This window comes from Flavicella sp. IMCC45668, from assembly GCF_057219105.1.
Genome location: NZ_CM170114.1, coordinates 237640 through 255761, shown reverse-complemented (window position 1 = coordinate 255761; position 18122 = coordinate 237640). Strand labels below are relative to the sequence as shown.

Below are 18122 nucleotides of genomic sequence, written 5' to 3'. Positions count from 1 at the left end.
ACCGAATTATGAAAACATTTGATGTTGCAGTTATAGGAAGTGGACCTTCAGGTGCTTCAGCTGCATTAAAACTGGCAGAAAACGGAATTTCTGTGGTACTTATTGAAAAAGAAACACTCCCTAGATATAAAACCTGTGGAGGTGGTTTTGTCTATAGAGGTAGAAGAAACATGCCGTTTGATGTAAGTTCTGTAGTTGAAAGAGAGTTCAATAAAATTGATATTTATTTTGACAAAGCCGGAATTCATTTAACTTCAGAAAGAGAAGAGCCTATTATTAGCATGATCATGCGTGATGATTTTGATAATTTAATTGTTGAAAAAGCTAAAAAAGCAGGGATCACTCTTTTGGAAGACCATAAATTAAAAGACATGACTTTTGGAGATGTTATTACATTACACACTTCCAAAGGTGACCTTCAATCTAAATTTGTAATCGCAGCAGACGGAGCATTGAGTCCGACAGCAAAATTAACAGGTTGGGAAGAAACAAGATATCTTATTCCCGCCTTAGAATACGAGGTGGAAGTTTCTCCTGAAGACTTCGAAAGACTCTCTAAAGAAGTTCGTTTTGATTTTGATGCTGTTCCCCTAGGATACGGATGGTCTTTCCCTAAGAAAAACCATTTATCTATTGGAGTGGCTTCAGCACGCAGAACAAAAATAGATCTAAAAAAGCACTACCAAGAATATTTAAAAACACTGGGAATCGAAAAAATTGTAAACGAACAATTTCATGGATTCCAAATCCCTGTTACCCCGAGAGAGGATGGGTATTTTAGAAAAAACGTATTACTTGTAGGTGATGCTGCCGGTTTCGCAGATCCAGTAACTGCAGAAGGTATCTCTAATGCAATTTTGACAGGTGTAATGGCTGCTGAATCTATTATTGAAGCAAAATTAGATAGCAGTAAAACGGAAGAATTGTTCGAGGCAAAACTTAGTAAAGTATTACTTCCTGAATTAAAAACAGGAGTATACTTAGCTAAATTATTCTATGAAAACGAAAAAGCACGTCACTTTTTAATGAAGATGTATGGACCTCGTTTTTGTGAAGCTATGACGGATGTTTTTATGGGAGAAAGATCATATCCAACGGATATAAAAGCAAGAATTGGTGAAAAAATTAAAGGTGCCATTTTCGATAAATTCAAGATCTAGAGCCCATGGAAACCAAAAGACTTAACAAAGCTATTTCTGAAACTGGATATTGTTCAAGACGTGCCGCTGATAAATTAATTGAAGACGGACACGTTAAAGTGAATGGTGAAACTGTTGGTCTTGGTGTAAAGGTAACTTCAAAGGATACTATCATGGTTCACGGCCAAATGATCACCAAAGAAGTAGAAAATATTTATTTAGCATTTAATAAACCTGTTGGGATTACTTGCACAACAGACACAAAAATTAGAGGAAATATTATTACCTACATGAATTATCCTGAAAGGATATTCCCTGTGGGTAGACTCGACAAACCTAGTGAAGGTTTAATTTTCATGACCAATGATGGTGATATCGTAAATAAAATTTTACGTTCTAAAAACAACCATGAAAAAGAATATATTGTGACTGTAGACAAAAAAATCACAGAAAGCTTTATAAAAAAAATGGGAAACGGAATACCTGTTTTAGATACGATTACCGATAAATGTTTCGTTGAGAAAATCAATGAGTATACCTTCAAAATTATTCTAACACAAGGTTTGAATCGTCAAATTAGACGTATGTGCGAGTACCTTGGATATGAAGTCAAGAAACTGAAACGGGTAAGAATCATGAATATCCGTTTGAATAATATCAAACCTGGTAAATACAGAGCTTTTACTAGAGATGAACTTTTAACCATCAATAAATTGGTTGGGAATTCTAGTAAAACAGAAGAAGCTTCTTAAATTAAAAACCCCATTTCTAAATAGAAATGGGGTTTTTAATTTTATTTACTTGCAAACAATTTTACATCTTCTTCAGAAACCTCAGAAGCTCCAAGAATCATCAAACGCTCCACTACATTACGTAATTCACGTATATTTCCAGTCCAATCATAAGCCTTGAGCAAATCTATCGCCTTCGCTGAAAAACTCTTTACGGGTAAGCCTTGTTCCCCTGCCAAGATTTTGGCAAAATAATTAACCAAAAGAGGGATATCATCCCTCCTATCATTTAATGCAGGAACTTTTATTAAAATAACAGCTAACCTATGGTAAAGATCTTCTCTAAACCTTCCTTCAGCAATCTCTTTTTTTAAATCTTTATTTGTTGCCGCTACCACTCTCACATTAACTTTTATATCCTTGTCGCTTCCAACTCTACTAATTCTACTTTCTTGTAAAGCTCTAAGAACTTTTGCTTGAGCAGACAAACTCATATCCCCTATCTCATCTAGAAAAATTGTTCCATTGTTCGCTGCTTCAAATTTCCCTGCTCTATCTTTATTTGCTCCCGTAAAGGATCCCTTTACATGACCAAACAATTCACTTTCTATTAATTCAGAAGGAATAGCGGCGCAATTTACCTCAACCATTGGAGCCTTAGATCGATCACTTTTCTCATGCAACCAATGAGCCACTAATTCTTTTCCTGTTCCATTTGGACCAGTAACCAAGACTCTTGCATCCGTGGCGGCTACTTTTTCTATCATTGTTTTGATATGTGAAATAGCCTCGCTTTCACCAATCATTTCGTACTTTTTACTAACCTTTTTCTTAAGACGAGTATTTTCAACTATAAGATTATTACTCATTAGTGCATTCCTGACCGTTGTTAACAAACGATTTAAATCTGGCGGTTTTGAGATATAATCAAATGCACCTAGTCTCATCGTTTCCACAGCAGTATCCAAATCTCCATGCCCAGAAATCATAATAACCGGAACTTGAGATTTAATTTTCTTTAATTTCTCTAACACCTCAACACCATCCATTTTAGGCATTTTAATATCACAAAGAATCAAATCATACTCTTTTTCCATTACTTTTTCAAGTCCTATCAATCCATTCTCAGCCTCTTCAACATGGTAAGCATCATTTTCTTCACTGATAATCTTAGTCAATACTCTACGTATTGCTGCTTCATCTTCAATTATTAATATATTACTCATTTAAATGGATTTCTTTTAATAGTTTTCAAACTCAAACCTAACAAAACTTTCTCAATTATTATTAATATTTAAGCCATTTGTATAAATCTTTATAGCTAGGTTTTTTACCATACATCAATATTCCTATTTTGTAAATTTTTGCAGCCACATATACTATCCCAACAAATGTAATTACTAAAACAAACATTGATAGGATTATCTCGTACCATGCCACTCCAAAAGGAATACGCATCATCATTACTATAGGAGAGGTAAATGGTATCATTGAAAATGTTGTCGCAACAGGTCCGTGTGGGTCACTAATAACGGCTGCAAAACCAACATAGACTCCTAAAATCAATGGAATAATAACGGGTAACATAAATTGTTGTGTATCTGTTTCACTATCTACAGCCGCTCCTATTGCCGCATAGATTGAACTGTATAAAAAGAAACCTGCAATAAAATAAAATATAAACAGAAAAAACATGCTTATCAACGGTAAATCCAACACTTCACGGACCACTTTAACAATATCATTTATTTGACCAGATGGCATAGAAATATTAGAATTCATTATTTCATTTGATTGCACTGCCATTAAATCAATTCCAAGAAAAAACGAAGCACCGAAACTAAAGGTTATCAGCAATACTCCCCAGATAAGAAACTGTAATAAACCTGCCGAAGCATTCCCTATTATTTTTCCCATTAAAAGTTGAAACGGTTGTACCGAAGAAATTATTACTTCAATAATTCTACTTGTTTTCTCTTCAATTACAGATCTCATCACTGAGTTCCCGTAGACTACTATAAACATCATTATTAAATAACCTGCAGCCATTCCAAGTCCAATTTTTATACCACTTCCCAATTTTGAAGACTTACCACCTGAAAAGTTTATTTGATGCATACTCACCTGATAACTCGCATTTTTTATAGTCTTTGGTTGAATACCAATAGCTTTCAAGTGAGAAAATTTTAATCTATTCGCTATCTTTTCTTCAATGCCTTTTATGAACATCAAATTGGGAGCATCTATTGAATAAAACTCAATACTTTCAGATAAATCTTTTAAATTAGTGTAGTCTGATGGTAAAAATAACAATCCATCATATTTAGCTTCTTCAACCAATGTCTTACATTTCTCTATTCCTACTTTGGTAAGATCCATATAATACACTGTTTCAGTATCATTGAAATCTTTACTTATTCCAAGCTCCGAATTATCAACAATAACAATCTCCTTAATATTAGATTCGTTTACTTTTGTCAAATAAGCAATCAACAATCCCATTCCAATAACTAAAAAAGGACTCAAAAAAGTAAGAATGATAAAAGACTTATTTCTCACCTTAGTCAGAAACTCCCGATAAATGATCAGTTTCAGTTTTTCCATACCACTATACATTTATCTTTTTATTTGACACAGCCTTCATAAAAATTGAATTCATTGTGGGGATTTGTTCTAAAAAATGTGTCACTGTTCCATACGTCTTAATTTTTTCAAATAGGACATCCCTTGATTGCCCCTCCTCCAATTTCACTATCAATCTGGTATCGTCATACAACGTTTGAAAATTTGCAGGTTGAACATTATATTCTTTAGACAAAGCAATCATTATATCTTCCTCATGATCGGTTTTTACAGCAATTTCAAAAAGATCGGATCTATATTTCTTCTGTAAATCGAGCAGTTTTCCTTCCAGAATTTTCTTCGATTTATGAATCAATACAATATAATCACACATTTTCTCTACAGACTCCATTCTGTGCGTCGAAAAAATAATGGTCGTTCCGTTCTCTTTTAGTTCTAAAATCTCATTCGCAATCAATTCTGCATTTACAGGGTCAAATCCACTAAAGGGTTCGTCAAATATCAAAAGTTTAGGTTCATGTAAAACAGTAACAATAAACTGTACCTTTTGGGCCATACCTTTTGATAATTCTTGAATTTTTTTATCCCACCAATCAGTAATTCCAAATTTTTCAAACCAAATCAAAAGCTTTTCTTTAGCATCTTGCTTAGACATCCCTTTCAATCGCGCCAAGTACATGGCTTGCTCACCTACCTTCATTGATTTATACAAACCTCTTTCTTCCGGCAAATAACCTATTTGCGAAATATGGCTTTGATTTAACTCTTCACCATCCAATAATACGGTTCCTTTATCTGCAAGAACAATTTGATTCAATATTCTAATCAAAGAAGTTTTTCCTGCTCCGTTTGGCCCCAATAGACCAAAAACCGAACCTTTCGGTATAGAAAAAGAAATATCATCTAAGGCAGTATAACTACCATAAAATTTACTCACATTATTTATTTGTAGCAATTTTTTGTATTTTAAAGATAGGATTCAAATATATCAAAAATTAAAAGCCCTTTTTATTTAACAGATAATTTTGTTTTCTATCGAAATAAATTCATATATTTACTGTGCATGCATAATATAATTTATTAAATATTTTTAAATGCCAACAAAAAATAAATCCATAGATCATCAATTAAGAGCAACTTGGCAAACCGTAGCTAAGATGTATAACGAAGAAGCAGCCACTTATGGAAGCACTATGGCTACTGGATTTCTATTACTAAATATAGATTTTGACAAAGGAACCCCCTCTACATCTCTTGGTCCAAAAATGGGCATGGAGCCCACGAGCCTTTCTCGACTCATAAAAAAAATGGAAGAAAAAGGATTGATCTACCGAGAAAAAAATCCAGAAGACGGACGAGGTGTTTTGATTAAACTCACTGAATTTGGCATAGAAAAAAGGGAAACCTCTAAGCAAAGTGTTCTACAATTTAATGATATGATTAAAGACAATATTTCAGATTTCAAACTAAAGCACTTTTTTGAAGTCACTGAAACAATTCAAGAATTAGTTTCCAAAAAATTAATATTCAATACTAAACAATAAGCAAGTAAACTCAATCAAATGAAAAAGCACATTAAAAAGATTGCCGTTATTGGCTCAGGAATCATGGGGTCTGGAATCGCATGCCACTTTGCCAATATAGGGGTAGAAGTACTTTTATTAGACATTGTTCCAAAAGAATTGAACGAAAAAGAAAAGTCGCAAGGACTTAAGCTTGAGTCTAAAGTTGTTAGAAACCGAATTGTCAATCATAGCCTAACAACCTCATTAAAATCAAAACCATCTCCTATTTATAAAAAAGAGTTCGCCTCGAGAATAAAAACAGGAAACTTGCAAGATGATATTTCAAAAATAGCCTCTGTGGATTGGATCATAGAAGTTGTTGTTGAGCGTTTGGATATCAAGCAAAAGGTATTTGAATTAATTGAAAAGCACAGGACACCTGGTACAATTATAAGTTCAAACACGTCTGGGATTCCCATCAGTTTTATGAATGAGGGTCGTAGCGAAGATTTTCAGAATCATTTTGCGGTCACTCATTTCTTCAATCCACCTAGATATTTAAAATTGTTTGAAGTGGTACCAGGGCCATCCTGCAAACCAGAAATTATTGATTTTTTAATGGGATATGGAGAAAAATTTTTAGGGAAAACCTCTGTTTTAGCCAAAGATACTCCAGCCTTCATTGGAAACCGAATAGGAATATTTGGAATTATGAGTCTTTTTCACATTGTAAAAGAACTTGGATTGACTGTAGAAGAAGTAGATAAATTAACTGGTCCCGTTATTGGACGTCCAAAGTCTGCTACCTTTAGAACTGTGGATGTTGTTGGTTTAGACACCCTTGTTCATGTAGCAGAAGGTCTACATAAAAATTGCCCAACAGATGAAGCTCATGATCTATTTGAATTACCTGATTTTGTAAAGAAATTAATGGAAAACCAATGGCTAGGAAATAAAAGCAAACAAGGTTTTTACAAAAAAGTGATTTCTGAAAAAGGCAAAAAAGAAATTCATGCCTTAAACTTAGATACCTTTGAATATTCGCTTGCACAGAAAATTAAATTCAACACTTTAGATTCTACAAAATCTATTTCCAATGTGATTGATCGTTTTGCTGTATTGATAAAAGGAAAGGATAAGGCTGCTGAGTTTTATAGAAAAACATTTGCCGCTTTGTTTGCTTACAGTGCTAATAGAATTCCTGAAGTTTCAGATGAGCTATTTAGAATTGACGATGCCATGAAAGCTGGATTCGGTTGGGAACATGGTCCTTTTCAAATTTGGGATGCTATCGGTGTCGAAAAAGGGATCGAATTAATTGAAAAGGAAGGACTACAATTAAATAATTGGGTAGCAGAAATGCTCAAAGGAGGACAAAAATCTTTCTATTCTGTGACTAATGGAATCGAGAATTATTATGATATTCCATCCCAACAAAACAAAAAGAAACCCGGACAAGATTCATTTATCATTTTAAATCATATTAGAGAAAACAGTACTATATGGTCTAATAAAGAAGCTTCCATCCAGCATTTAGGCGATGGAATTCTGAATGTAGAATTCCAATCTAAAATGAACACAATCGGAGGTGGTGTTTTACAAGCCATCAACAAAGGAATTGATCTTGCTGAACAAGAGTATGAAGCTGTTATTTTAGGAAATCAGGCTGCCAATTTTTCTGTTGGAGCAAATCTAGCAATGGCATTTTTATTAGCCATAGAACAAGAGTATGATGAATTAAACATGGCAACTAAACTATTCCAAGATACTGTAATGAGACTAAGATACTCTTCCGTTCCTACCTTATTAACGCCGAGAGGGATGACCTTTGGAGGAGCCTGTGAAATGAGCATGCATGTAGACAAGGTAATTGCAGCTGCGGAAACATATACTGGACTTGTCGAGTTTGGTGTAGGAATTATTCCAGCAGGAGCCGGTACCAAAGAAATGACTTTAAGAGCATCTGAAGAGTTTTTAAAAGATGATGTGAAGTTAAACCGCCTCAGAGATAGTTTCATAAATATAGCAATGGCTAAAGTGGCTACTTCTGCACATGAAGCTTTTGATCTCGGATTTTATCAAAAAGGCAAAGATATGGTGGTAGTGAATGAACAAAGACAAATCGCAACAGCAAAAAGATATGCTCTTCAAATGTTAGAAGATGGTTATACGCAACCGACTCCTAAAAAGGTGAAAGTTTTAGGACAACAAGTTTTGGGAATGTTCAGAGTTGGAACCGATAGTTTAGAAAAAGGGCATTATGCCTCAGAACATGATAAAAAAATCGCAAATAAACTTGGGTACATTATGGCAGGTGGAGATTTATCTGAACCGAGTTACGTAAGTGAACAATATTTATTGGATTTAGAACGAGAAGCAATTCTGTCCCTTCTAGGCGAAAGAAAAACTTTAGAAAGAATCCAACATACTCTAAAAACAGGAAAACCATTAAGAAACTAATTCACGGAACCTTCCAATCATTAAAAAACTAAAAAAAATGAAAACAGCATATATAGTACAAGGATACAGAACGGCCGTGGGAAAAGCACCAAAAGGACTTTTCCGTTTTAAAAGACCAGATGAATTGGCTGCTGAAACCATAGAACATCTATTAAAAAACACACCGGAACTCGATAAATCTAGAATTGATGATGTAATTGTAGGAAATGCAATGCCAGAAGCAGAACAAGGCCTTAATATGGGACGTTTAGTATCCTTAATGGGTTTAAAAATTGATACCGTTGCAGGAATGACAGTAAATAGATACTGTGCCTCTGGTTTAGAAACTATTAGTATTGCTGCTGCAAAAATCCAATCTGGAATGGCAGACTGCATAATAGCTGGAGGTGTAGAAAGTATGAGTTACATACCGATGGGAGGATATAGACCGGTACCCAACTACAAAGCAGCGGCAGAAGGGCATGAAGATTATTATTGGGGAATGGGTTTAACAGCAGAAGCTGTCGCTCATCAATTTAAAGTCTCACGTGAAGATCAAGATGAATTTGCATTCAATTCTCATCAAAAAGCATTAAACGCCCTGGATAAAAACATCTTTGAGGATGATATTGTTCCTATAAATATAGAAGAAATATTCATTGATGAATCCGGAAAAAAACAAACCAAGAGTTATGAAGTCAAAACAGATGAAGGCCCTAGACGAGGTACCTCAAAGGAAGCCCTCTCTAAATTAAGACCTGTTTTTGCTGCGGATGGAAGTGTTACCGCAGGAAACTCCTCACAAATGAGTGATGGAGCAGCCTTTGTTTTAGTAATGAGTGAAGCAATGGTTAAAGAACTGAATTTAGAGCCTATTGCAAGAATGGTTTCTTTTGCAGTAGCTGGAGTTCCTCCGAAAATAATGGGAATTGGTCCTGTTAAGGCTATTCCTAAGGCTTTGGATAGGGCTGGCTTAAATTTGAATGATATTGACCTTATTGAATTAAATGAAGCTTTTGCTTCACAGTCGTTGGCAGTTATTAGAGAACTAGGACTAAACCAGGATATCGTGAATGTAAATGGAGGTGCCATTTCACTTGGACATCCATTGGGATGTACAGGAGCCAAATTATCTGTGCAGCTTTTTAATGAAATGAGAAGAAGGAAAAACAAATATGGTATGGTTACCATGTGTGTTGGAACAGGACAAGGAGCTGCTGGAGTATATGAGTTCTTAAAATAAACTGAATTACAAACTAAACAAAACATAAACCATGGGTACAATAAAAGGAGGAGAGTTTTTATTAAAAACAACAAAAGCAGCAGATATATTTATCACTGAGGATTTTTCTGAGGAACAACAAATGATGAAAGAATCTGTCAAAGAATTTGTTGACAAGGAAGTTTGGCCACATAAAGAAAGGTTTGAAAAATCCGACTATGCTTTTACGGAAGAAATAATGAAGAAAGCTGCTGAAATGGGACTTTTAAGCATTTCAGTGCCTGAGCAATATGGAGGAATGGGAATGGGCTTTATTTCAACTATGTTAGTTTGTGATTATATTTCTGGATCTAGTGGTTCGTTAGCAACTGCTTATGGCGCACATACTGGGATTGGAACAATGCCCATATTACTTTATGGAACAGAAGAACAAAAACAAAAATATGTACCCAAGCTGGCTAGTGGAGAATGGTTTGGATCCTATTGTTTAACAGAACCTGGTGCTGGTAGTGATGCAAACTCCGGAAAAACGAAGGCTGTTTTATCCGAAAATGGTAAGCACTATAAAATAAATGGGCAAAAAATGTGGATTTCCAATGCCGGTTTCTGTAGCTTAATGATTGTTTTTGCTCGAATTGAAGACGACAAAAACATTACCGCTTTTATTGTTGAATACGATTCAGAAAATCCTAATGGTATCACCTTAGGTGAAGAAGAACACAAATTAGGAATCAAGGCCTCTTCTACCCGTCAGGTATTTTACAATGATACTATGGTACCAGTAGAAAATATGCTTTCAGAAAGAGGCAAAGGTTTTAAGATTGCCTTAAACTCATTAAATGTTGGAAGAATAAAATTAGCTGCAGCCTGCTTAGATGCTTGTAGAAGAGTAAGTACCGAAGCTGTTAAATACGCAAATGAAAGACAACAATTTAAAACCCCAATCTCTAGTTTTGGTGCCATCCAGTATAAATTAGCTGAAATGGCTACTAAAACTTTTGTTACTGAATCTGGAAGTTATCGTGCTGCAAAGGACATTCAAAATAAAATAGATGAATATATCTCATCAGGAAGTACACACCAAGAAGCAGAACTTAAGGGTGTAGAAGAATATGCCATAGAATGTGCCTTACTAAAAGTATATGCATCGGAAACTGCACAATATGTAACAGATGAAGGAATACAGGTATTTGGAGGTATGGGATTCTCACAAGACACTCCGATGGAATCTGCCTGGAGGGATGCTAGAATTGGAAGAATATACGAAGGAACAAATGAAATTAACCGTCTATTAAGTGTAGGAATGCTCTTAAAAAAAGCGTTCAAAGGAGAATTAGATTTAATTACTCCTGCCATGACTGTTGCTAATGATTTAATGGCTATACCTTCTTTTGATACTCCTGATTATTCAATACTTTTCTCAGAAGAAAAAGAAATTATTGAAAAGTTAAAGAAAACCTTTTTGATGATTGCAGGTAAGGCAGTTGAAACATTTGGTATGGAACTAGAGTCACAACAACAAATTATTTCTGCTGCTTCAGATATTATGATTGAAATATATATGGCAGAATCAACAATTCTCAAAGCAGAAAAACTAGTATCAAAAACATCAGAATCTGAATGCGAATCCCAAATAGCAATGGCTCAATTAAACTTATATAATGCAGTTGAAAAAATAAATAAGCAGGGAAAAGAAGCTATTATTTCGTTTACATCTGGAGATGAACAAAAAATGTTATTAATGGGATTAAAACGTTTTACCAAATACAGTAATTTTCCAAATATTGTTGAACTAAGAAGGCGAATCGCAAAAAAAATGATTGAAGAAAACCAGTACTCTTTTTAACCCTAAAATAGTTGCTTAAAGAAGATTTAATTATCTTTGCAACAAATATTTTTTATATGAAATTAGCAATAATAACATTTATTTTACTTGCACTTGCCTTTGCTGGAATTGCAATTAAAATATGGGCTAAAAAGGATGGTAAATTTGCTGGAACTTGTGCTAGTCAAAACTCCAATTTTAATGAAAAAGGAGAACCTTGTGGATTTTGTGGTAAAATGCCAGAAGATTGTGAAAACAAATAAATATGCTTGATTATTTATTGATTGCTTTTTATGTGGTCATCGTTTTACAGTGTTTGTATTACCTTATATTTTTAACTCCTCTATCGGAGGCTAAGCAGAATAACAACAGAAATAGTCCTCCTATTTCTGTTGTTGTTTGTGCCAAAAACGAAGCCGACAATTTAAAGAGATTTGTTCCACTTATACTTAATCAAAAATATAATGCACCGTTTGAATTAGTCCTTATAAATGACCGTTCTACAGATAACACAGACGAAGTCATTCATGAACTTTCACAAGAAAATTTAAATATTAAAATTGTAAACGTTGAAGAATGTGAAAATTTTTGGGGAAATAAAAAATACGCATTAACATTAGGTATTAAGGCTGCCAAATACGAACATTTATTATTTACTGATGCCGACTGTTATCCTGCTAGTGAAAATTGGATTGAACAGATGGCTTCTAAATTTTCAGAAAAAAAATCTATTGTTCTTGGCTATGGAGGATATGAAAAAACTAATTCATCTTTTTTAAACAAAATCATTAGATATGAAACCCTACTTACCGCCTTACAATACTTCTCTTATGCTAAACTAGGAATTCCATACATGGGAGTGGGCAGAAATCTAGCTTATACCAAACAAGAATTTTTCAAAGTCAATGGTTTTATAAAACATATAAAAATTAAATCAGGAGATGATGATTTATTTATTAATGAAGTTGCTAATCAATTAAATACTGAAATTTCTTTATCCATCGACAGCAGTACGGTCTCCATACCAAAAACTAATTTTAAAGATTGGGTTTTGCAAAAAAGAAGGCATATCTCAACAGCAAGTTTCTATAAAACTTCGCACAAAATGTTATTAGGTCTCTTTTACCTTACCCAAATCCTTACAATAGTATCACCATTTATTCTAATTCCGTTTGTATCCGATATAAAGCTGTTCTTGATTCCTTTACTTTTTCGATATATTATTTTATATGTCTCGTTCGGTATCTTTTCAAAAAAACTAAAACAACACGATATCATAATTTGGATTCCTTTTTTAGAAATCTCATTAATTTTCACCCAATTATACATATATTTAAAAAACACAATCTCTACTCCAAAGAATTGGAAATGAACTCGGTTATATGGAAAACGATATTTTAACTCATATTAAAAGAGCTAAAAATGGAGAACAATCTTCCTACAAAGCACTTTTAAATCATTATTGGAATGATATCTATAGATTTCAACTTGCCAAAACGAGCAATGAAAATGAAGCTGAAGATATCACCATTCAAACCTTTTCCAAAGCCTTTGACAAGCTAGAGCTGTTTGACGAAAAATATAGCTTTAAATCATGGATTATAACCATTTCTAGAAATATTCAAATAGATGAATATCGAAAATCTAAAACTCCTACAATCTCACTCAATACAGGTTTAAAGGATTCTTATGATATCACTGATGAAGCTCCCTCTCCTGAAGATCAATTAATAATTGAACAAAATTTGGCACAACTTTTAAGGTATATCAAACAACTAAAACCACATTATCAGCAAATCATAAATTTGAGATATTTCCAAGAGTTATCTTATAAAGAAATTTCTCAAGAATTGGATGAACCTTTAAATAACATTAAAGTGAAATTATTAAGAGCAAAAAAATTACTTGCTGAAATAATTTCGAAACGATAGCTGAGATTATTGAAAAATGAAATGATTTTTTTATGAAAATTATAATATTTCAAATAAAATTACGTTATTTACAGTATACAAATGTTAAGTATTTAGACATTCCCTCGTAATTTGAGACTTAATAATAGTATTTCGTAAGGAAATACGATAATTTTGTACTAAGGAAAAGAGATAAATCTAAATTGCATACGTTTTGTTTAAATTAAATAACTTGAAAAACTATACCCCATTCATATTATTTATAAGTTTAGTACTTATAAATTCAGGTGAGTTGTTTGCTGGTGGGCCACCACCACCTCCTCCTCCTCCAGGTCTACCTATAGATGGTGGTATTCTGTTTTTAGCTGCATCTGCATTGGTATATGGAGTAAGAAACATACGAAAGTAATAGACAAATAATATATAAAGCATAAAAAAACTCCTTAATTAAATTAAGGAGTTTTTTTATGCTTTTGTAAACCTAATTATTTAGCTACATTGACTGCTCTTGTTTCACGAATTACAGTTACTTTAACTTGTCCAGGATACGTCATATCGTTCTGAATTTTCTGTGAAATTCCAAACGAAAGCTCCGCTGCTTTCTCGTCATTCACTTTTGAACTTTCTACCAACACACGCAATTCTCTACCAGCTTGAATGGCATAGGCTTTTTGAACACCTGAAAAACCAAAGGCAAGATCTTCTAAATCCTTTAACCTTTGAATATACGAGTCTAGCACCTGTCTTCTAGCTCCTGGTCTTGCTCCAGAAATTGCATCACACACCTGAACAATTGGTGCGTATAATGTTTTCATTTCAATCTCATCATGGTGAGCTCCAATTGCATTACAAACGTCCGGTTTCTCTCCATATTTTTCAGCCCATTGCATACCTAACAAAGCATGTGGCAATTCTGTCTCCGTATCAGGCACTTTACCTATATCATGCAACAATCCTGCTCTCTTGGCTATCTTTGGATTTAACCCCAACTCTGTTGCCATTAAGGCACATAGGTTTGCTACCTCTCTAGAGTGCTGTAATAAGTTCTGCCCATAAGAAGAACGGAATTTCATTCTACCCACCGTTTTTATCAATTCTGGATGTAAACCATGAATTCCTAAATCTATTACCGTACGTTTTCCAACCTCAACAATTTCTTGATTTATTTGTTTCTCTGTTTTCTTAACAACTTCTTCAATCCTAGCTGGATGAATTCTACCATCCGTCACTAAATTGTGTAATGACAATCTTGCTACCTCTCTCCTTACCGGATCGAAACAAGATAAAATAATTGCCTCAGGTGTATCGTCAACAATAATCTCTACTCCAGTAGCTGCCTCTATAGCTCTAATATTTCTACCTTCTCTACCAATAATTCTACCTTTAACATCGTCTGATTCTAAATTAAAAACAGACACACAATTTTCAATAGATTGTTCTACCCCTACTCGTTGAATGGTATTTAAAATAATTTTTCTAGCATCTTGCTCTGCAGTAAGCTTTGCTTCCTCTAGAATATCTTGAACGTAAGACATAGCATCAGACTTAGCCTCATCTTTCAACGATTTGATCAGCTCAGCCTTCGCATCCTCTGCAGACAAACCAGACATAACTTCTAATTGTTCTACCTGTCTCTTGTGAATCTTTTCAACCTCGAGCTGTTTTTTGTCTAAAAACTCAAGTTTGTAATCATAATCCTTTTGTTTGGCATCTAATTCTTTGTTAGATCTTCGATTTTTATCTATTTCCGATGCCAACTGAGATTCCTTATCTCTAATTCTTTTTTCTACATCAACAACTTTCTTTTCTCTTGCCTGAACCACTTTCTCGTGTTCAGCCTTCAATTCAATAAATCGTTCTTTCGCTTGTAAAATTTTATCTTTTTTAATAGCCTCAGCCTCTTTATGTGCTGATTTTACTCTATTTGAAGCGGTTCTTTTCGCCGATTTTATTATTGATGATCCTTTTCGCTTTTGCAAGATATTGCTTATCAAAAGCCCAATTACCAGACCAACACCAGCTCCTATCGCTACTACTACTATCGTTGTTGTTTCCATTTAAATTAATTATATATATAAAAAAACCTACATCAGTTGGTTTATATAAACTCCCAAATAACAAGTTTAGGACTAACTAGAGGCTCAAGTATTCGATCGAATCGACACGCTTTTACAACTAAGACTCATCCTTTTTAATGGAATTGCGTTGAGTTTATCAAACATTAACTAATGTAGGTAGTATTCTCTTATTCAAGAAATCATCTCAAATTTGCATCTAAAATATCATGCATTTTTTCAATTTTCTCTTTAGCTTTTTGTTCATTTTCTTGATCTACAATATTTGTTATCTCAAGTTGAGAAGCAAATTGTAAAGCACACATGGCTAATACGTCTTGCTTATCACTAACGGCATAATTTTCTTCAAATTTTAAAATTAAGTTGTTTATTTTATCAGCAGCTTTTCTAGTACCCTCTTCCTCTTTTGCAGTGTTTACATGCAAAGGATAGGTTCTACCGCCAATCACAACATTGATTTTAACTTTTTCCGCCATTTTAATGAACTCATTGATTCAATTTAACAATACACTTGTCAATTTCACGAATCAAAGTATTTATTTTGTTTTTTGTTTCTCTGCTATCGGTTCTACTACCTTCAATAGTTTTTGCAATTTTTAGCAACCTATATTTTTCCTGCTCCTCATTATACTTATCTTCTAATTGAGAAACCAAATTTTGTAATTTGTTAATATTGGAAATTAGAATATCATTTTCTTCTTTTAAAAAAGTATATCTTTCTACTAATGTAGTTAACTTACTTTCCAATAAATCAACAGATTCCAAATTTATACTCATAAGTGCGAATTACGAAAACTATCTCTACAAAGTTAACATTCCAAAGTTAAAACGCAACAATTTCTACGTATTTTCATACAGATTTTTAGATTACACATATAAAACACTCAAATACAGAGAGTAAACAGAACTGCATTACATGTGTTTTTTATAATTTTTCATTCTTATATTTTCTAGTAAAACGGTATTTTAGCTCTAAAAAAAACACCCTTGAAAAACAACATTTTATTTACTCTTATTTTAGTTTTATCGATATACAAGACAATCGCTCAAACGCAATACCCACAGGATTATTTCAGAAACCCTTTAGAAATACCAATTATATTAGCTGGTACCTTTGGTGAATTAAGAACGGCTCATTTCCACTCTGGAATGGACCTAAAAACACAACAAAAAGAAGGATTAAAAATTCACACCTCTGCTCCTGGCTATGTTTCAAGAATTAAAGTTTCTAATTGGGGCTATGGAAAAGCACTCTATATAACACATCCTAATGGCTATACAACGGTCTATGCACATCTAAAAAAATTCAATAAAAATATTGAAGATTATGTGAGAAAAAACCAATACCGTCTTGAAAAAGAAGAAATTCAATTATTCCCAAAAAAGGATAAATTACCAATCCTAAAAGATGAAATCATAGCATATTCTGGAAGTACCGGTGGTTTTATTGCTCCTCATTTACATTTTGAAATTCGAAATACTAAAACTGAAAAAATAATCAACCCAATGCATTTCGGGCTAGTTCCGAAAGACACCAAAAGACCAAGAATAAACCATTTAAGAGCTTATTCCTTTACAGATTCTTCCTCAGTAAACGCTAGTAAAGTAGCCATCCCCATAAATTTTAAACATATGGCATCCGGCACATATATAGCAAGTGAAGTCAAAGCTTATGGCACCATAGGCTTTTCTCTAAACACCTATGACCAACAAGATGGTGCTCTTAATAAAAATGGTATCTATAAACTTGAAATGTATGTAAACGGAATCAAAAATTTCGAACACAAAGTGGAAACTTTTTCCTTTGATGAGTCTAAATACATAAATCTTCTTATCGACTACCCATATTACGGTGAACACAAAAGAAAATACCAGCGTACACACATTCATCATGAAAACAAATTAAGCACTTATAATAGAAAACTAGGCACTGGAAAAATAAATATTGAAAATGGTAAAAGTTATCAGGTTCAAATACGTGTATCTGATTTTGTTGGTAACATCAGTGAACTTACGATTCCAATAAAAGGTATCAAATCTGCTCCTACCCTAATAGATAAAACGGCTAGTACAGATTATTACATCCATAAAAATAAAGAGAATGTATTTCAAATAAATGACGTAAAACTTAAGTTTCCTAAGAATGTTTTCTATGACAACATGTATTTAGATATTAAAGAAAAAGACTCTATCATTTCTATCCATAAACCTATTATTCCATTACATAAAAATTATTACATCTCTTTTGATGTTCGTAATTTTTCAAAAGAAGAAAAAGACAAAATGTATATTGCCAGTGTTGTAAAAAACAAATACTATAATTATTGTAATACAACAAAAAATGACAGCGTATTCTCCACAAGTACTAGATCACTTGGTTCATTTACGCTTCATTCCGACAAAATACCACCAACTATTGAAAAATGTAGTTTTTACAAAAACCAAAATTTATCAAAATATCATTATTTTAGTATAAAGGTTTATGACAAAGAATCTGGCTTAAAAAAATATCGAGGTGAAATAGATGGTAAATGGATACGCATGGAGTTGAATGTTAAGACAAATAAACTTACTTTTGACTTTAATGATTTAAATCTAACAAATGGGAGCCATACATTTAATTTAATCGCTATGGATAACGTTGGAAATACCCGTACATTTACCTCCACATTTCAAATAAAATAACGAGACGC

At 33.4% G+C, this 18122-nt stretch carries 17 protein-coding genes and 1 other RNA gene; 11 read left to right on the top strand and 7 right to left on the bottom strand.

Features of this window, described 5'->3' with window-relative positions:
• Positions 1-8 precede the first annotated feature (8 nt).
• A complete protein-coding gene (locus tag AC2DZ0_RS01190; RefSeq protein WP_484491206.1) occupies positions 9-1160 on the top strand; it encodes a geranylgeranyl reductase family protein in 1152 nt (383 codons plus the stop codon).
• Between the two features lie 5 nt (positions 1161-1165).
• Positions 1166-1891 (top strand): pseudouridine synthase, encoded by a 726-nt coding sequence (locus AC2DZ0_RS01185; RefSeq protein ID WP_484643167.1) that lies wholly within the window; start codon positions 1166-1168, stop codon positions 1889-1891.
• Between the two features lie 41 nt (positions 1892-1932).
• On the opposite strand, the gene AC2DZ0_RS01180 is transcribed toward AC2DZ0_RS01185, so the two are convergent.
• The 3 genes from AC2DZ0_RS01180 to AC2DZ0_RS01170 form a co-directional block, all read right to left on the bottom strand.
• The gene (locus AC2DZ0_RS01180) at positions 1933-3096 is read right to left on the bottom strand and encodes a sigma-54-dependent transcriptional regulator (protein ID WP_484491204.1); all 1164 of its coding nucleotides are present in this window, start codon (positions 3094-3096) and stop codon (positions 1933-1935) included.
• Positions 3097-3157: 61 nt separating this feature from the next.
• Positions 3158-4474, bottom strand: coding sequence for an ABC transporter permease (locus AC2DZ0_RS01175; RefSeq protein ID WP_484643166.1), 1317 nt, complete (start codon positions 4472-4474; stop codon positions 3158-3160).
• A gap of 4 nt (positions 4475-4478) precedes the next feature.
• The gene (locus tag AC2DZ0_RS01170) at positions 4479-5408 is read right to left on the bottom strand and encodes an ABC transporter ATP-binding protein (RefSeq protein WP_484643165.1); all 930 of its coding nucleotides are present in this window, start codon (positions 5406-5408) and stop codon (positions 4479-4481) included.
• 139 nt (positions 5409-5547) lie between these two features.
• On the opposite strand from AC2DZ0_RS01170, the gene AC2DZ0_RS01165 reads away from it, so the two are divergent.
• From AC2DZ0_RS01165 to AC2DZ0_RS01130, 8 genes are all read left to right on the top strand, one after another.
• Entirely contained in the window at positions 5548-5997 is a 450-nt protein-coding gene (locus AC2DZ0_RS01165) for a MarR family winged helix-turn-helix transcriptional regulator (RefSeq protein WP_484491201.1), read from the top strand.
• Positions 5998-6015: 18 nt separating this feature from the next.
• Positions 6016-8418: a 3-hydroxyacyl-CoA dehydrogenase/enoyl-CoA hydratase family protein gene (locus tag AC2DZ0_RS01160; protein WP_484643163.1), complete on the top strand. Its 2403-nt coding sequence runs from the start codon at positions 6016-6018 to the stop codon at positions 8416-8418.
• Positions 8419-8455: 37 nt separating this feature from the next.
• The gene (locus AC2DZ0_RS01155; RefSeq protein WP_484643161.1) at positions 8456-9640 is read left to right on the top strand and encodes an acetyl-CoA C-acyltransferase; all 1185 of its coding nucleotides are present in this window, start codon (positions 8456-8458) and stop codon (positions 9638-9640) included.
• 31 nt (positions 9641-9671) lie between these two features.
• Positions 9672-11465, top strand: a complete 1794-nt coding sequence (locus AC2DZ0_RS01150; RefSeq protein WP_484643160.1) for an acyl-CoA dehydrogenase family protein — start codon at positions 9672-9674, stop codon at positions 11463-11465.
• Between the two features lie 56 nt (positions 11466-11521).
• Positions 11522-11707, top strand: a complete 186-nt coding sequence (locus AC2DZ0_RS01145) for a membrane or secreted protein (RefSeq protein ID WP_300324913.1) — start codon at positions 11522-11524, stop codon at positions 11705-11707.
• A gap of 2 nt (positions 11708-11709) precedes the next feature.
• Entirely contained in the window at positions 11710-12816 is a 1107-nt protein-coding gene (locus AC2DZ0_RS01140; RefSeq protein WP_484643158.1) for a glycosyltransferase, read from the top strand.
• A gap of 10 nt (positions 12817-12826) precedes the next feature.
• Positions 12827-13375, top strand: coding sequence for an RNA polymerase sigma factor (locus tag AC2DZ0_RS01135; RefSeq protein WP_484491196.1), 549 nt, complete (start codon positions 12827-12829; stop codon positions 13373-13375).
• 193 nt (positions 13376-13568) lie between these two features.
• The gene (locus AC2DZ0_RS01130) at positions 13569-13763 is read left to right on the top strand and encodes a PID-CTERM protein-sorting domain-containing protein (RefSeq protein ID WP_484491195.1); all 195 of its coding nucleotides are present in this window, start codon (positions 13569-13571) and stop codon (positions 13761-13763) included.
• A 76-nt stretch (positions 13764-13839) separates the two neighbouring features.
• On the opposite strand, the gene rny is transcribed toward AC2DZ0_RS01130, so the two are convergent.
• The 4 genes from rny to AC2DZ0_RS01110 form a co-directional block, all read right to left on the bottom strand.
• Complete coding sequence (gene rny, locus AC2DZ0_RS01125) at positions 13840-15411, bottom strand: ribonuclease Y (RefSeq protein ID WP_484491194.1); 1572 nt, start codon at positions 15409-15411, stop codon at positions 13840-13842.
• 47 nt (positions 15412-15458) lie between these two features.
• A non-coding RNA gene (ssrS, locus tag AC2DZ0_RS01120) (6S RNA) lies at positions 15459-15565 on the bottom strand.
• 46 nt (positions 15566-15611) lie between these two features.
• Positions 15612-15905 (bottom strand): cell division protein ZapA, encoded by a 294-nt coding sequence (locus AC2DZ0_RS01115; protein WP_484491193.1) that lies wholly within the window; start codon positions 15903-15905, stop codon positions 15612-15614.
• Positions 15906-15915: 10 nt separating this feature from the next.
• On the bottom strand, positions 15916-16206 hold the full coding sequence (locus tag AC2DZ0_RS01110; RefSeq protein WP_484491192.1) for a hypothetical protein: 291 nt from the start codon (positions 16204-16206) through the stop codon (positions 15916-15918).
• A 210-nt stretch (positions 16207-16416) separates the two neighbouring features.
• Between AC2DZ0_RS01110 and AC2DZ0_RS01105 the strand changes: the two genes are divergently transcribed.
• The gene (locus tag AC2DZ0_RS01105) at positions 16417-18114 is read left to right on the top strand and encodes a M23 family metallopeptidase (RefSeq protein ID WP_484643156.1); all 1698 of its coding nucleotides are present in this window, start codon (positions 16417-16419) and stop codon (positions 18112-18114) included.
• The last annotated feature ends 8 nt before the right edge of the window (positions 18115-18122 follow it).

Bases quoted from the DNA above. Each gene is read 5' to 3' on its own strand.
- AC2DZ0_RS01190 (WP_484491206.1), top strand. From the start codon at position 9: ATGAAAACATTTGATGTTGCAGTTATAGGAAGTGGACCTTCAGGTGCT.
- AC2DZ0_RS01185 (WP_484643167.1), top strand. From the start codon at position 1,166: ATGGAAACCAAAAGACTTAACAAAGCTATTTCTGAAACTGGATATTGT.
- AC2DZ0_RS01180 (WP_484491204.1), bottom strand. From the start codon at position 3,096: ATGAGTAATATATTAATAATTGAAGATGAAGCAGCAATACGTAGAGTA.
- AC2DZ0_RS01175 (WP_484643166.1), bottom strand. From the start codon at position 4,474: ATGGAAAAACTGAAACTGATCATTTATCGGGAGTTTCTGACTAAGGTG.
- AC2DZ0_RS01165 (WP_484491201.1), top strand. From the start codon at position 5,548: ATGCCAACAAAAAATAAATCCATAGATCATCAATTAAGAGCAACTTGG.
- AC2DZ0_RS01160 (WP_484643163.1), top strand. From the start codon at position 6,016: ATGAAAAAGCACATTAAAAAGATTGCCGTTATTGGCTCAGGAATCATG.
- AC2DZ0_RS01155 (WP_484643161.1), top strand. From the start codon at position 8,456: ATGAAAACAGCATATATAGTACAAGGATACAGAACGGCCGTGGGAAAA.
- AC2DZ0_RS01150 (WP_484643160.1), top strand. From the start codon at position 9,672: ATGGGTACAATAAAAGGAGGAGAGTTTTTATTAAAAACAACAAAAGCA.
- AC2DZ0_RS01145 (WP_300324913.1), top strand. From the start codon at position 11,522: ATGAAATTAGCAATAATAACATTTATTTTACTTGCACTTGCCTTTGCT.
- AC2DZ0_RS01140 (WP_484643158.1), top strand. From the start codon at position 11,710: ATGCTTGATTATTTATTGATTGCTTTTTATGTGGTCATCGTTTTACAG.
- AC2DZ0_RS01135 (WP_484491196.1), top strand. From the start codon at position 12,827: ATGGAAAACGATATTTTAACTCATATTAAAAGAGCTAAAAATGGAGAA.
- rny (WP_484491194.1), bottom strand. From the start codon at position 15,411: ATGGAAACAACAACGATAGTAGTAGTAGCGATAGGAGCTGGTGTTGGT.
- AC2DZ0_RS01115 (WP_484491193.1), bottom strand. From the start codon at position 15,905: ATGGCGGAAAAAGTTAAAATCAATGTTGTGATTGGCGGTAGAACCTAT.
- AC2DZ0_RS01110 (WP_484491192.1), bottom strand. From the start codon at position 16,206: ATGAGTATAAATTTGGAATCTGTTGATTTATTGGAAAGTAAGTTAACT.